This window comes from Pseudomonas sp. JR33AA (genome assembly GCF_021378985.1).
GTDB lineage: Bacteria > Pseudomonadota > Gammaproteobacteria > Pseudomonadales > Pseudomonadaceae > Aquipseudomonas > Aquipseudomonas alloputida.
In genome coordinates, this window is record NZ_JAJSAW010000004.1 from 321,035 (window position 1) to 335,456 (window position 14,422).

Annotated in this window: 9 protein-coding genes; 2 read left to right on the plus strand and 7 right to left on the minus strand. The window is 61.6% G+C overall.

All coding sequences use genetic code 11. The features are described 5' to 3' along the window. Positions 1-13: 13 nt before the first annotated feature. Complete coding sequence (locus LVS58_RS09595; RefSeq protein ID WP_233690868.1) at positions 14-1,600, minus strand: EAL domain-containing protein; 1,587 nt, start codon at positions 1,598-1,600, stop codon at positions 14-16. 298 nt (positions 1,601-1,898) lie between these two features. Here LVS58_RS09595 and hppD point away from each other — a divergent pair, with 298 nt between their 5' ends. Beyond that, the gene (gene hppD, locus LVS58_RS09600; protein WP_003253865.1) at positions 1,899-2,975 is read left to right on the plus strand and encodes a 4-hydroxyphenylpyruvate dioxygenase; all 1,077 of its coding nucleotides are present in this window, start codon (positions 1,899-1,901) and stop codon (positions 2,973-2,975) included. Between the two features lie 23 nt (positions 2,976-2,998). On the opposite strand, the gene LVS58_RS09605 is transcribed toward hppD, so the two are convergent. Continuing rightward, entirely contained in the window at positions 2,999-3,805 is an 807-nt protein-coding gene (locus tag LVS58_RS09605; RefSeq protein ID WP_233690869.1) for a CSS-motif domain-containing protein, read from the minus strand. Between the two features lie 129 nt (positions 3,806-3,934). Next, positions 3,935-4,621 carry a type 1 glutamine amidotransferase domain-containing protein gene (locus LVS58_RS09610; protein ID WP_233690870.1) on the minus strand — a complete coding sequence of 229 codons (687 nt, stop codon included), beginning with the start codon at positions 4,619-4,621 and terminating at the stop codon, positions 3,935-3,937. A gap of 139 nt (positions 4,622-4,760) precedes the next feature. On the opposite strand from LVS58_RS09610, the gene LVS58_RS09615 reads away from it, so the two are divergent. Next, positions 4,761-6,878 carry a hybrid sensor histidine kinase/response regulator gene (locus LVS58_RS09615; RefSeq protein ID WP_233690871.1) on the plus strand — a complete coding sequence of 706 codons (2,118 nt, stop codon included), beginning with the start codon at positions 4,761-4,763 and terminating at the stop codon, positions 6,876-6,878. A gap of 6 nt (positions 6,879-6,884) precedes the next feature. Here the strand turns inward: LVS58_RS09615 and LVS58_RS09620 are convergent, their stop codons facing one another. The 4 genes from LVS58_RS09620 to LVS58_RS09635 form a co-directional block, all read right to left on the minus strand. Then, positions 6,885-8,501 (minus strand): response regulator, encoded by a 1,617-nt coding sequence (locus tag LVS58_RS09620; protein ID WP_233690872.1) that lies wholly within the window; start codon positions 8,499-8,501, stop codon positions 6,885-6,887. A gap of 78 nt (positions 8,502-8,579) precedes the next feature. Then, a complete protein-coding gene (locus tag LVS58_RS09625) occupies positions 8,580-9,635 on the minus strand; it encodes a tetratricopeptide repeat protein (protein ID WP_233690873.1) in 1,056 nt (351 codons plus the stop codon). A gap of 185 nt (positions 9,636-9,820) precedes the next feature. Beyond that, positions 9,821-11,236 (minus strand): efflux transporter outer membrane subunit, encoded by a 1,416-nt coding sequence (locus LVS58_RS09630; protein ID WP_233690874.1) that lies wholly within the window; start codon positions 11,234-11,236, stop codon positions 9,821-9,823. Then, positions 11,233-14,412, minus strand: coding sequence for an efflux RND transporter permease subunit (locus LVS58_RS09635; protein WP_003253849.1), 3,180 nt, complete (start codon positions 14,410-14,412; stop codon positions 11,233-11,235). The genes LVS58_RS09630 and LVS58_RS09635 overlap by 4 nt, the downstream gene beginning before the upstream one ends. Positions 14,413-14,422: the final 10 nt, after the last annotated feature.

Here is a 14,422-nt window from a genome sequence, read left to right on the forward strand (position 1 = left end):
TTGAGCGGGTTGATCAGCCGCGCATGATCTCAGGGGGCACGCCTTGCGGCAACTGCGTTGCGCCCGGGCGAGTGGCCAGGGCTTCGAGGAACTGGGCGGCTGGCATGGGCCTGGCGAACAGGTAACCCTGCTGGAAGTCCACCCCGTGCGCGGCCAGGTAGTCGCGCTGCAGGTCAGTTTCCACACCCTCGGCGACGATGCCTAGGTCCAGCTTGCCCGACAGCTCGATAATGGTCTCAAGAATGTGTACTGACAGCGCATCGGCGCCAATCATGGCAACAAAGCTCTGGTCGATCTTCAGGTAGTCAACCTTGAACTGCCGCAGGTAGTTGAGGCTCGACTGGCCGGTGCCAAAGTCGTCGAGGGCAATCATCACGCCCATGGCGTGCAGCTTTTCGAACAACTCAAGGGTGACCGGCGTGGGCTCGATCAGCTTGCGCTCTGTCAGTTCCAGGGTCAGCACCACCCGGCCGGGCGGAAAGTGCTGCAGGAACGTGCGGCAGTCATCGAGCAGGCTGAGATCGCGGCAGTGGTCAGCGGTGATGTTGACGCCAATATGGAAGCCGTCTTCCAGCATCCCGGCATAGGGCGCCAGGCTTTGCGCGGTATGTGTCAACAGCGCGCGGGTCATGGCGACAATCTGCCCGCTGTGTTCGGCATAGGGGATGAACAGGTCGGGGCGAACCAGGCCTTCTCGTGGGTGGTGCCAGCGCATCAGCACCTCTGCACCGGCCCAGCGGTAATCGCCCTTGCGCACCACAGGCTGAAAATACGGCAGGAATTCATCGGCCTGCAGGGCACGGTCCAGTTCGGCACGCGGTGAGGTGGCGCGGCGAATCTGCCAGCGGCATACCAGCGCTGCCAGGGCGCCCAGTACCAGCAACAGACTGAGCAGGCCTGGGTATCGGTTGCGCAACAGTTGGCCTTGCTTGTCAGCACTGTAGCCTCCCTGCACGCTGAAAGGGTAACGCGTCGAGCCTATCAGCACGTTGGCGCTGGGGGCGGCAGGGGAGACGCCTTTGTGGACCACGCCGTCCTTACCCATCCAGGCATCGCCCACGCGGATTTGCAGTTCTTCATCGGGGCCGATCAGGCGCAGTGCTGTTAGCAGGTGGTCGCCATCCACCGTGGAGATTGCACCATGGTCGCCGTCGCTGGCACGGTAGACCAGCAGCGGGTGGCCTGGCGTAACCGAGTTGCCGTCCATCAGCCATAACTTGCCGTCGACGTAATCGCCAGGATTGACGGGTTCTTCGAACTCGCCAAACAGTGAGGTGCAGTAAAGGTTGTTGTGCTTGAAAAGGTTGGTCGAGCGCACGAAGGCATTGCGGGTGACCTGGGCCCGCAGCATAAGCTGGGACTGCTCGCATGAACGGTCAGTCAGTGGAAGTAGCGAATTGGCGGCACGGGACAGGTTGTCGAGGATGTGTTCGATGTGCTCCAACGCCTGGCGGGTGGTGGCGTGGCTGCTGGCCTGCATTTCACGCTCAACCTGCCAATTCATCACGGCCAGGCCGCACATGACCGGCAGCACGCCGACGAACCAAGGCAAGAGCGTGCGCCAGCTGAGTGCGGCGCGGCGTTTGACGGTAAGGGGCATGCTGATCTGGCTATCCTGAAATAAAACGTGAGGATAGCCGTTTGTCGCCGCGTACGAGCAACTAAAACGCGACAAACCTTTTTACGCAATGTAGAATCGATTTACGAATACAACAATAAGGTCCTTTACTTCCGAAGGACCAAGCCCGCCGAGAATGGGTCCATATGACATACCATGGGTTCAAGCTGATCATAGGTGACTTCCTCGCCCGCAGCGTGCGCGGTATCCCGTGCTCACCGCCGTATCTGTTCCACATCCTACGCAATCTCTAATTTTCGCAGCAGATGAGGACACGAACATGGCTGATATCTTCGACAATCCAATGGGCCTGATGGGCTTTGAGTTCATTGAACTGGCTTCGCCGACCCCTGGCGTACTGGAGCCTGTATTCCAGATACTGGGTTTCACCAAAGTGGCCACCCACCGCTCCAAGGATGTGCACCTGTATCGCCAGGGTGGCATCAACCTGATCCTCAACAATGAACCCAAAAGCATCGCCTCGTACTTCGCCGCTGAACACGGCCCGTCGGTATGTGGGATGGCCTTTCGCGTGCGCAATGCTCATGAGGCTTATGCCCGCGCCCTGGAACTGGGCGCCCAGCCGGTAGAAATCGAAACCGGCCCGATGGAACTGCGCCTGCCGGCGATCAAGGGTATCGGGGGCGCACCGCTCTACCTGATCGATCGCTTCGAGGAAGGCAGCTCGATCTACGACATCGACTTCAACTTCATCGAAGGGGTGGATCGCAACCCGGTAGGTGCTGGCCTGAAAATCATCGACCACCTCACCCATAACGTCTACCGCGGGCGCATGGCCTATTGGGCCGGGTTCTACGAGAAGCTGTTCAACTTCCGTGAAATCCGCTACTTCGATATCAAGGGCGAATACACCGGCCTGACCTCCAAGGCCATGACTGCTCCTGATGGCATGATCCGCATCCCGCTCAACGAAGAGTCGTCCAAGGGCGCGGGGCAGATCGAAGAATTCCTGATGCAGTTCAACGGTGAAGGTATCCAGCACGTGGCCTTCCTGACCGATGACCTGCTCAAGACCTGGGATGCACTGAAGGGGCTGGGCATGCGCTTCATGACCGCGCCACCGCAAACCTACTACGAAATGCTGGAAGAGCGCTTGCCTGGCCATGGTGAGCCGGTCGATCAGTTGCAAGCGCGTGGCATTTTGCTAGATGGCGCCTCGCAGCCTGAAGACAAGCGCCTACTGCTGCAAATTTTCTCGGAAACGCTGCTTGGCCCGGTCTTCTTCGAGTTCATCCAGCGTAAAGGTGACGATGGCTTCGGTGAAGGCAACTTCAAGGCACTGTTCGAATCCATCGAGCGTGACCAGGTACGCCGCGGCGTGCTGAGCACAGACTGACCGCCCTTGAAGTACCGTCGTCGTCATGTTCGTTCGGCGGCGGTACCCCGCCTGTTGGCACGTGCCCTGAACAGTGCCAGGTAGACGATCGAGCCGGTCACGATCCCCACCAGCATCAGCGAGGGGGCAATCTGCAGCACCGACTGGCGGATTTCCTGAGCGGTGAAGCCCTCTGGGTAGCCGCCTTTGACCGTGTATCCATACTTGGCCGACATTGCGCTGGTAAAGAATTCGGACTGTGAAGGGCGCTCAAGGTCACGACTGTCCCCATTGCTCCATATGTAGCGGTCGCCAAACTCGACCAGCAGTATCAGCCCATCCAGAAAGCCGTCCAGTTCGTTGCGAATCTGCATGTCATAGGCGGTCACGATGACGCTGTTGCTTTTGCCCTTCTGGTGAAAGTCGACCAGCAGCTTCTGGCGCGTATCAGGAGGGCCATAGGACAGTGCGACCCGCTGGCCGGACGAGGCGAATGATGAATGATGCTCCAACGAACCTGAAACCGTGCTGCAGTAGGGTTGATTGTCTTTGAGCAAGGTCAGCGACCGGACCATGGAACGGATGGCGACCAGGTCCTGCAAGGCACTTTTGACGTTATCGCAAGATTCCCCAGCAAATGGCAGGGTGCGCAGGGCCGTCTCGTGCATTCTGTCCAGCGCATTATCGACACTGAAAACCGCTTCCTGAACGGAAATATTGGCGTTTTCCGCAAGTTTCGCTTCCAGCTGGAAAGCCATCACCAGCAAACCGGAAACCACAGGCACCAGCGCCACTGCAATGAGCAGCAGCAGCTCCACCATGCTGCGCCCTGCGTGCATGATTTTCGACATAGGCTAATAGTTCTCCGCTCTGAAACTGTTCGTGGTGAACAGCTGAGCCCTGAGCCTATGTATTTACTGTCCGGCCTGCTGTAGGCCGGCGGCAGTTGAAGGGGTAGGAAATCGAGCGCCTTGATGTAGCTAACTGCCGTTAAGCTTTTTGAGCACGGCGTCGGCTAGCAAGGCAGTGGAGGCGGGGTTCTGCCCGGTGATCAGCCGATCATCGTCGACCACGAACGGCTTCCACGGCTCATCATGTTTGCTGTATTCACCGCCGCGAGCCACCAATTCGTTCTCCGTCAAGAAAGGCACTACGTCGTCCAGTTCGACCAGTTTCTCCTCTATATTGGAAAAGCCGGTCACCTTGCGGCCTTTGAGGAGCAGGCAGTTGTTACTCAGCTTGATGTTCAGCAGGCCGACAACGCCGTGACAGACTGCTGTAACAATGCCACCTTTCTCATAGACTTTGCGCGCCAGTTCCTGCAGCGGCTGATTGTCTGCAAAGTCGTACATCACCCCATGCCCGCCGGTGTAATAGATGACGCTGTATTCGTCGGCCTTCACCAGCCCCGGGGTCAAGGTACTGCCAAGGCGCGACATGAAGCGCTTGTCGTCGTACCACTGCCAGTCCAGGTCAGGAGCCAGTTGCAGGCTGTGCGGGTCGACGGGAACGTAGCCACCCTGTGGGCTGACATAATCGACCGTGCAGCCGGCCTTTTCGACTTTCTCGACGAAGTGTACGGCCTCACCCAGCCACAACCCGGTCGCCCGTTTGAGGGTTGGATACTTCGCTGTATTGGTCAGCACCACCAGAATTTTCTTGCTCATGACCCTGCTCCCGTCGGCAACCTGAATGGGCCGGTGCTCCCTGGCCCGAGGGAAAACCTAAATAGCATAGCTGCCACCTGCAAGTACGCCATGGTGTGCGCGACGTGCTGTGCTAAGTTGAACAAATCCACGGGCGAGCATGCAAGGCTTGGCGGCGCTGTGGTCAACCCTGAGCATTGCTGGAGTTACGATATTGGTCGCAAACGGTACGCCACGCGATCCTGCGCCGCAGGTCATTCTGCAGTCGCCAGTTTTGCCATTGATCGAGCCGATGGGGGAGCGGATAGCCCAGTTTGACTGGTGGCGTACCTCGCTTGGGCCATTGTCGCGCTGGCCTGCTTCGTTGCGCATTGCCGTGGACATGATGCATTTGTCACCCTTCCCGTGTGCGGTGGTCTGGGGCCCCGACCTGTGTGTAGTGCATAACGATGGCTACCGGGCGTTGCGGGCATTACCGGATGCGCTGGGCATGGCGTTCGATACCCTGTGGCGTGATATCTGGCCTGCAGTGGGGCCCTGGGTGTTCAAGGCACTGGAAGGCCACTCGAATTTTGTCGAAGATCCACCCCTGCGGATCGCCCGCAGTGAAGGTGCCGAACCGCTATGGTGCGCATTCGGTTATGCCCCCCTGCACGATGAACTCGGGAACGTGGCGGGGTTTCTGCATACGGTGATCGAGACCACGGCCAGCGTCGAGGCACACCGCCATTGGCGTGATCAGGTACAGAGCTTTGAACGCCAGGTTGCGCAGCATGTGGCCGAGCGAGAGCAGTTCTGGTTGCTGTCGCGCGAAGCGATGATGATGCTCACCCCTGAATTGAAACTGCATGCTGCCAACCCGGCCTGGTACCGCATTCTGGGCTGGACACAAGAGCAGGTGCAGGCGATGTCGGTGATGGAGCTGGTGCACCCGACAGAGCGTGCTGAAGTGCGATTGGCAGTGTCCGGGCTGCTGCAATGCAGCCACGCGGAGCAATTGGAGGTTCGCCTGCGACATCGCGATGGTCACTACCACTGGTTTCGCTGGAGCGCGAGGTTTGACGGCAGCCTGCTGACTGCGGTTGGCCGCGACATCACCGCAGACCGTGAAGAGGCTGCGCGTCAGGCAGAGGCGCTGATGCACAACAGTGAGCGTATGGAGGTGGTTGGCCAGTTGGCGGGCGGCATGGGCCATGAAATGAACAACTTGCTGTCCGGTATCGGTGGCAGCCTCGAACTGTTGCAGCGGCGCCTGCAGGAGGGGCGGCTGGAGCGTGTGGAGGCCTACGTGGACGTTGCGCGCGACTCGGTGCAGCGTGCCATGGACCTTACCCATCGGTTGATCGCATTTTCCCGCCATCAGCCCTTGGCCCCTCGGCCACTGGACTTCAATCGGCAGTTACGCCTGAGCGAACCCGTTTTGCTGCGGGCGCTGGGGGCGGAGATGCGGTTGCACTGGCAACTGGACGTTGCACCTTGGGCAGTGAGCCTGGACTTACCCCAGCTGGAAAATGCCTTGATCCACTTGTGTGCCAATGCCCGTGAAGCATGCCTGGAACAGGGCAATGTCACCATCAGCAGCGTCAACGAACGGCTGACCACCTTTTTCCCGGATGAAGGTGGCTTGCCGCCAGGCGACTATGTGGCCTTGCATGTCGAGGATGATGGCCATGGCATGGCAGCGGCGGATATCGCCAGGGCTTTCGAACCGTTTTTCACAACCAAACCTCTCGGGCGTGGGGCCGGGCTTGGCCTCTCGATGGTGTATGGCTTCGTCCGTCAGTCGGGCGGGTATGCCTGGATCGAGTCGGTGCCGGAGCAGGGCACCAAGGTTTCCATGCTTTTCCCCAGGTGCCATGAGCCGGTTCCGGATGAGCCCGCGCCGGTACCGTTTTTGCAGCGCATGGCACACGGCGAGCGCCTGCTGCTGGTGGATGACGAGCTTGATCTGCGTGCGGTCATGCGCGAATACCTGACTGAGCGTGGTTTTGACGTCACGGATGTGGGCGATGCCAACAGCGCATTGGAGCGCTTTCGCCATGGCGGCCCTTTCGATCTGGTCATCACCGATATCGGTTTGCCGGGTGGCTTCAGTGGCCGACAAGTGGCCAAGGCCATGCGCATGCAACTTGCACAACAGAAGATTCTGTTCATCACCGGTTATGCGGATCAGTCCATTGAACCGCAATTGCTCGAACAGCCGGGCACGGCATTGTTGAACAAGCCGTTTTCGCTGGCGCATCTTGCCGATGAGGCGCTACGCATGCTCGATGCGTAAGGCGCTTCAAGGTTTGCCTAGAATCTGTGTCACTCGAGCCTGCAACTGCTGCAACTCGAACGGCTTGCAGATCAGGTGCATGCCTGCGCCCAGGAAGCCTTCGCGGGCCATGGCCGTTTCCGCGTAACCGGTAATGAACAGCACCGGTAAGCGTGGGCGCAGGTTGCGGGCAATTTCTGCCAATTGCCGGCCGTTCATGCCGGGCAAGCCCACATCGCTGATCAGCAAATCCACCGGTTGTGCCGAGCGCAGCACCTTCAGTCCCTCGTTGGCGTCGGCTGCGCTTTGGCAGGGGAAGCCGTTTTCGCACAACGCCTGGCAGAGCAGTTGGCGCACATGGGGATCGTCCTCGACAATCAGCACGTGGTGGCTGCAGCCACGTTGCCTGGGCGGCACAGGCTCGCTGGATGGCAGGGCCAGGTCGACATGGCGTGGCAAATACAGCTCCACCTGGGTTCCCCGGCCAATCTCGCTGCTGAGGGTGATATGGCCATGGGACTGCTTGCTGAAGCCGTACACCATCGACAACCCCAGGCCAATGCCCTGGCCGGTCGCCTTGGTGCTGAAGAACGGTTCGAAGGCGCGCTCCAGTGTGCTTGGCGCCATGCCTTGGCCGCTGTCGATGATTCGCAGGCGCACATAGTCGCCAGTGCGCAAAGCGCCGTCAGCGAATTGCTCGGTGGCGATGTGATAATTGTCCGCCTCGATGCGCAGCAGGCCACCGTTGGGCATGGCCTCGCTGGCATTGAGCAGCAGGTTGCCGAGCGCTTCCTGCAATTGCTGGTCATCGGCCTCCACAGGCCACAGGTCTTTGGGGGCGTGCACTTGCAGGGTTATCGACGGGCCCAGGCAAGCTTCCAGGCGCTCTGCCGTGAGCAAGGTAGGCAGCTCGATACGTTGGCTGTGCAGCGATTGGCGGGAGGAGAAGGCAAGCAGGCGGTGGGTCAGGCGGGCAGCGCGTGAAACGGCCTCGCGGCCCATGCGCAGAACGCCATCCAGTCCGTCGCCGCAGTCTGGGCGCAGGCGCCGTTGGATGAGTTCAAAGCTGCCGCTGATGCTGGTGAGCAGGTTGTTGAAATCATGGGCGACGCCGCCGGCCAGTTGGCCGATGGCCTCCATCTTGCGTGCGTGGCAGCGGGCGAGTTCATTGCGGTCCTGCGCTTCTTCCGGCGTTGAAGGCAGGCTGTCCAGGCGCTGCTGCATACCAGAGAGCTGGTCACGTATGACGTACTGTCGCCGGCGGTTGCGCAGCGCAGACCGGGTCATGTGCAGTAACTGGGCATTCTCGTAGGGCGCGGCCAGCCATAGAAGATTGCCCACCGGATGATGACTCACGCCCGCGGCCGACCATGCGCTCTGGGTCAGCAGCACGATGGGCAAATCCGACCAGCTCGGTTGCTGGTCGATGAAGGCCTGCAGCGAGGCGCTTGGGCCTTGGCTGAACACCTGCTCGGCAATGATCGCCAAGCCTGCGCCCTCGGCCAGACACACCTGCAGGTTGGCCAGGTCGTCCGCGCAGAGGCTGTTGATGCCGGCGCAAGTCAGCAGACGTGAGGTGTCGGCCGCCAGTTGTGGCGGTGCGAGGATCAAGGCACGTTCATCCAGCGCCAACGAACTGGCCAAAACGACTCTCCTTCAGGGTGGCCTGATACCCACTGGACCCTGGCATGGGCTCAGGGTTCAACTGAATCCAGGTATTGCCTACAGGCCCTGTTGCAGCGCAGGGTCGTCCGGGTTCTGGCGCTCCAGTTCGGCTAGCGATACTTGCACGTTCTGCAGTTGGCCGGACTCTTTCCAGTACTGGATCAGCAGCACCCGCGCCCGGCGATTGGCTGGCTGGCGATTGAGCACGGCTTCCAGTTGCTTCTGGGCGGCGTCAAACTGGTCCAGGTCATGCAGGGTGACCGCCAGCGTATAGCGGTAGTCGGCGTTGTCCGGGTCCAGTTCCACGGCGCGGGACAAGGCCAGCAAGGCATACTCGCGCTGTTCGTGGCGCTTCAGCCAAAGCCCTAGCTCATACTGCAGAAAGGCCGAGTCGGGGCTCAGCGCCAGGGCTTTGCCCAGCACCTCGCGGGAGGCGTCGTGGTGGCCCTGGCGCTCCAGCAGGCGTACCTGAGTCGCCAGGGCATCGAGGTGGCCGGGGGCAACCGCAAGCGCACGTTGCAAGGCCTCAGCGGCGTGCGTGTAGTCGTTTTCGTGCAGGTACAGGCGCGCCAGGTGCACTTGGGCGTCGGCATCTTCAGGCTGTTGCTCCAGGGCTTGCTGGTAGTCCTCCAGGGCTGACTGCAGGGGGCCGAAATAGAGGCCGATGGCGTCGGGTTCAAGCCCCAGCAAGGCGTCCACGGCGGCAAAACGCACGCTTTGCTCACCGTCGTCCAGCAGCGGGCCGAGTACCAGGCTGCGCTGTGCTGGCGGTAACAGGCGGCGGATACTGGCAATGGCCGCTCGACGCACCAGCGGCTCGGCATGTTCCAGGTCCTGGCGGGCCAGTTTCAATGCCAGCGGCGAGGGGTAGTTGGGCAACTCGGCGTAGAGCGCCGCACGGCGGATCGCAGGCAGGTCATCACGTTGCAATTGCTGGTACAGCACCCGTGCGGCACCGGGCTGGCCGTCGTGGGCTTGGCGCAGCGCCTTGGCGTAGCTGTGTGCTGGCAAGGTCGGCGGTATTGGCGGGGCGTCGCGCCACAGGTAACCGAACAGCGCCGATACCAGAATCGACAACAGCAGGGCGATCAGGTAGCGGTTGCGTCTGGGCATCGGACGATCCGTGGCGGCGGGAAGGGCAGAGCTTGGGCCAGCCGGGGGGTAAATGCAACCGAACCGGGCACACTGCGCAGTGTGCTAAATACAACAGCAAACATAAAAAAGCCCCGCAGACCATGGCCTGCGGGGCAAACGGTTGGGGGAGGAGCCAACCAAAGGAGTCGTTGAAACGAGGTGTGTCAGTGTGCGCTGGCCACGGTCTGCGGTTGCCAGCCACCACCCAGGGCCTTGTAGATCGAGACGATGCCGCGGTACAGGTCGACTTCACCCTGAGCTTGTGCATCTTCAGCGCTTAGCCGCTCACGTTCGGCATCGAGCAGTACCAGGTAGTCCACAGTGCCCTCGCGATATCGAATCGAGGCCAGTTCTGCAGCCTTGCGGCTGGCGTCGCTCTGGCGCATCAGCGACAGCAGGCGCTGCTGGGTCTTGTCGTAATCGCTGAAGGCGTTGGCCGACTCTTCCAGCGCCAGCAGCACCTGCTGTTCGTAGTTGGCCAGAGCCCCTTCGGCATCGGCCTTGGCGCCGCGCAGGCGGGCCCGCACGCTGCCCAGGTCGAAGGCCGCCCAGGTAATGCTCGGGCCCAGTGCCCAGGCGTTGGCCGCCGAAGAACCGATCTGCGAGCCGCGGGCGGCGGTAAAGCCGAGGAAGCCACTAAGGCTGACGCGGGGGAACAGGTCGGCGGTGGCCACGCCAACGTTGGCGGTGGCGGCCGCCAGCTGGCGCTCGGCGCTGCGGATGTCAGGGCGGCGGCGCAGCAGTTCACCCGGGTCACCGACCGGCAGCGCCTTGGCGATGGCCGGCAGGGCTTTGGGCGACAGGTCGACACTGAGCGCGTCAGGGCGCTGGCCGAGCAGGGTGGCGATGCGATGCCGCGCCCGTGCCTGTTCGGCTTGCAGTTGCGGCACGGTGGCTTCGACCCCGGCCAGGCGCGCATCGGCGCGCACCACGTCGAGGTCATTGCCAACGCCCGCCTCGCGCAGGGTTTCGGTGATGGTGCGTGATTCCTCCTGGGTCTTCAGGTTGGCCAGGGCGATCTTCTCGCGCAGCTGGGCACCGCGTAGTTGCCCGTAGGCATCGACCAGTTCGGCGATCAGGCTGACCTGCAACTGTTGCAGATCGGCCGCGGCTACCGCTTCCTGGGCTTCGCTGGCTTCGATCTGGCGCTGGATGCGGCCGAACAGGTCAAGTTCCCAGGCCATGTCCAGGCCCAGGTCGTAGCGCTCGCTGTTTACCCGCTGCGTGGTCTGGCCGGGGATCTGGCCTTTGCCGAGATCGCTGCTGGCACGGCTGGTGACCACCGGGAACGGGTCGTTCTCGGCGTCTTCGCGGATCGAACGGGCCGACTTCAGGCGGGCGAAGGCCACGCGCAAGTCACGGTTGCCGTCCAGCGAAGCCTGCACCAGCTGGTTCAGCACGGGGTCGTCGAACTGCTTCCACCACAGGCTCTCGAAGCGGCTACGGTCGTAGGCCTTGGCCTGCACATCGTTGCCCAGTTGTGCAGGTTCGGTGGCTGGCGCCTGATAGTCCGGGCCTACCGCACAAGCCGCCAGGGCCAGTGCCAGCAGACTTGGGGTCAAGGGTTTGAGCAGGTTCATGCGTGGTTCTCCAGCACTTGAGCGTGTTCGGCCTTGCGGGCCTGGCGACGCTCGACGAAACGGCGGATCAGGAAGAAGAACACCGGGGTCAGGAACAGGCCGAACACCGTTACGCCGATCATCCCCGAGAACACCGCCACACCCATGGCATGGCGCATTTCCGAACCTGCACCGGAGCTGAACACCAAAGGCACAACACCCATGATGAAGGCTATCGAGGTCATCAGGATCGGTCGCAGACGCAGGCGGCAGGCTTCCAGCACCGCAGCCAGCGGATCGAGGCCCTTGGCCTGTTCGTCCTTGGCGAACTCGACAATCAGGATCGCGTTCTTGCACGCCAGGCCCACCAGTACGATCAGGCCGATCTGGGTGAAGATGTTGTTGTCACCACCCGATACGATCACACCGGTGATGGCCGACAGCAGGGTCATCGGCACGATCAGGATCACCGCCAGCGGCAGGCTCCAGCTTTCGTACTGGGCGGCCAGCACCAGGAATGCCAGCAGCACGCACAGCGGGAACACCAGCAATGCGGTATTGCCTGAGAGGATCTGCTGGTAGGTCAGATCGGTCCACTCGAAGGTCATGCCGTTGGGCAGTTCCTCTTTCAGCAGCTTCTCGATCGCAGCTTCCGCCTGACCAGAGCTGTAGCCCGGGGCGGCAGCGCCGTTGATCTCGGCAGTGATGAAGCCGTTGTAGTGCATGACCCGGTCCGGCCCGGAGGTGTCGCTGACCTTGAGGAAGGTCGCCAGCGGGATCATCTCGCCAAGGTTGTTGCGCACCTTCAGTTGGCCGATCTGCTCGGCATCAAGGCGGAACTGCTGCTCAGCCTGGACGTTGACCTGGTAAGTGCGGCCAAAGCGGTTGAAGTCGTTGGTGTACAGTGAGCCCAGGTAAACCTGCAGGGTGTCGAAGATGTCGGTGATCGCCACCCCGTGAGTCTTGGCCTTTTCCCGGTCGATGGCGGCATCGACTTGTGGCACGTTGACCTGGTAGCTGGTGAACAGGCCTGCCAGTTCTGGGACGTTGTGGCTCTTGGCGATGATGTTCTGGGTTTCCTTGTACAGCGCTTCGTAACCCAGGTTGCCACGGTCTTCGATTTGCAGACGGAAGCCGCCAATCGTGCCCAGGCCCTGTACCGGCGGCGGCGGGAAGATCGCGATGTAGGCGTCCTGGATGTCGGCGAACTGAGCATTCAGCGCGGCTGCGATGGCGGCCGCCGACTGGCTCGGGTCCTTGCGCTCATCGAATGGCTTGAGCGGGGTGAACACGATGCCGCTGTTGGGGCTGTTGGTGAAACCGTTGATCGACAGTCCCGGGAAGGCTACCGAGTCGGCCACGCCAGGCTGCTTGAGGGCGATTTCGCTCATGCGCTTGATCACCGCTTCGGTACGGTCGAGGCTGGCCGCATCCGGCAGTTGGGCGAAGGCCACCAGGTACTGCTTGTCCTGGGCTGGCACGAAACCGGTCGGCGTGGACGAGAAGCCGAGGTAGGTCAGGCCCATCAGGCCGGCATACACGAACAGGGCGATGCCGCTGGAACGGATGACGCGGCGCACGCCACCGACGTAGCTGTGGCTGGCCCGGTCGAAGAAACGGTTGAATGGGGAGAACAGCCAGCTGCCCAGCAGCTTGTCGAGGAACCGCGAGAAACGGTCCTTGGGTGCGTGATGGTCCTTGAGCAGCACTGCGGCCAAGGCTGGCGACAGGGTCAGCGAGTTGAACGCCGAAATGACTGTCGAAATGGCGATGGTCAGGGCAAACTGCTTGTAGAACTGCCCGGTCAGGCCGGAAATGAACGCTGCAGGTACGAACACCGCGCACAGCACCAGGGCGGTGGCGATGATCGGCCCGGTCACTTCGCTCATGGCCTTTTGCGTGGCTTCCAGCGGCTTCAGGCCCAGCCCGATATTACGTTCGACGTTCTCCACCACGACGATGGCATCGTCCACCACGATACCGATGGCGAGCACCAACCCGAATAACGACAGCGCGTTGAGTGAAAAACCGAACAGGTGCATGACCGCGAAGGTACCGATCAGCGAGACCGGCACCGCCAGCAGCGGGATGATCGAGGCGCGCCAGGTCTGCAGGAACAGGATCACTACCAGCACCACCAGCACCAGGGCTTCGAACAGGGTGTGCACCACCGCTTCGATGGAGCCGCGCACGAAGATGGTCGGGTCATAGACGATGCTGTAGTCCATCCCTTCCGGGAAGTCCTTTTTCAGCTCGGCCATTTTCGCCCGCACTTCGTCGGAGATCTCGATGGCGTTGGAGCCTGGGCGCTGGAAAATCGGGATGGCCACCGCCGGCTGGTTGTTCAGCAGCGAGCGCAGGGCGTACTGGCTGGAGCCGAGCTCGACCCGGGCGATGTCTTTGAGGCGGGTGATCTCGCCATCTGCACCGGCGCGGATGATGATGTTCTCGAACTCTTCCTCGTTGACCAGACGGCCTTGGGTATTGATCGACAGTTGGAAGCTGGTCGAACCTGGGGCAGGTGGCGCGCCCAGCTGGCCAGCGGCCACCTGGCGGTTCTGCTCACGGATTGCAGCAACCACATCACTGGCTGTGAGGTTGCGCGAAGCGGTCTTGTTCGGGTCCAGCCAGACGCGCAGCGAGTAGTCGCCCATGCCAAACAGCTGCACGTCGCCTACGCCGCCCAGACGCGCCAGCTCGTCCTTGATGTTGAGGATGGCGTAGTTGGACAGATAGAGCATGTCGTAGCGATTGTCCGGCGAGGTCAGGTGCACGACCATGGTCAGATCAGGAGAGGCCTTGTCGACGGTGATACCGATACGGGTCACTTCTTCGGGCAGCTTGGGCTGGGTACGGGTAACGCGGTTCTGCACCTGCACCTGGGCGTTGTCCAGGTCGGTACCCAGGGCGAAAGTGATGGTCAGCGTCAGCTTGCCGTCCGCAGTGGACTGGGAGGACATGTACAGCATGTTCTCCACACCGGTAATGGCCTGCTCCAGCGGCGCGGCGACGGTTTCGCCGATGACCTTGGGGTTGGCGCCGGGGAAGTTGGCGCGCACCACCACGGTGGGTGGCACCACTTCGGGGTATTCGCTGATCGGCAGCTGGAACAGCGAGATAGAACCCGCGATCAGCAGCACCAGCGACAGCACCGCGGCGAAGATCGGCCGGGTAATGAAGAATTTCGAGAAGTTCATCGGTAGAGTC

Coding starts and splice junctions, on each gene's coding strand:
- LVS58_RS09595 (WP_233690868.1), bottom strand. CDS start 1,600: ATGCCCCTTACCGTCAAACGCCGCGCCGCACTCAGCTGGCGCACGCTC.
- hppD (WP_003253865.1), top strand. CDS start 1,899: ATGGCTGATATCTTCGACAATCCAATGGGCCTGATGGGCTTTGAGTTC.
- LVS58_RS09605 (WP_233690869.1), bottom strand. CDS start 3,805: ATGTCGAAAATCATGCACGCAGGGCGCAGCATGGTGGAGCTGCTGCTG.
- LVS58_RS09610 (WP_233690870.1), bottom strand. CDS start 4,621: ATGAGCAAGAAAATTCTGGTGGTGCTGACCAATACAGCGAAGTATCCA.
- LVS58_RS09615 (WP_233690871.1), top strand. CDS start 4,761: ATGCAAGGCTTGGCGGCGCTGTGGTCAACCCTGAGCATTGCTGGAGTT.
- LVS58_RS09625 (WP_233690873.1), bottom strand. CDS start 9,635: ATGCCCAGACGCAACCGCTACCTGATCGCCCTGCTGTTGTCGATTCTG.
- LVS58_RS09630 (WP_233690874.1), bottom strand. CDS start 11,236: ATGAACCTGCTCAAACCCTTGACCCCAAGTCTGCTGGCACTGGCCCTG.
- LVS58_RS09635 (WP_003253849.1), bottom strand. CDS start 14,412: ATGAACTTCTCGAAATTCTTCATTACCCGGCCGATCTTCGCCGCGGTG.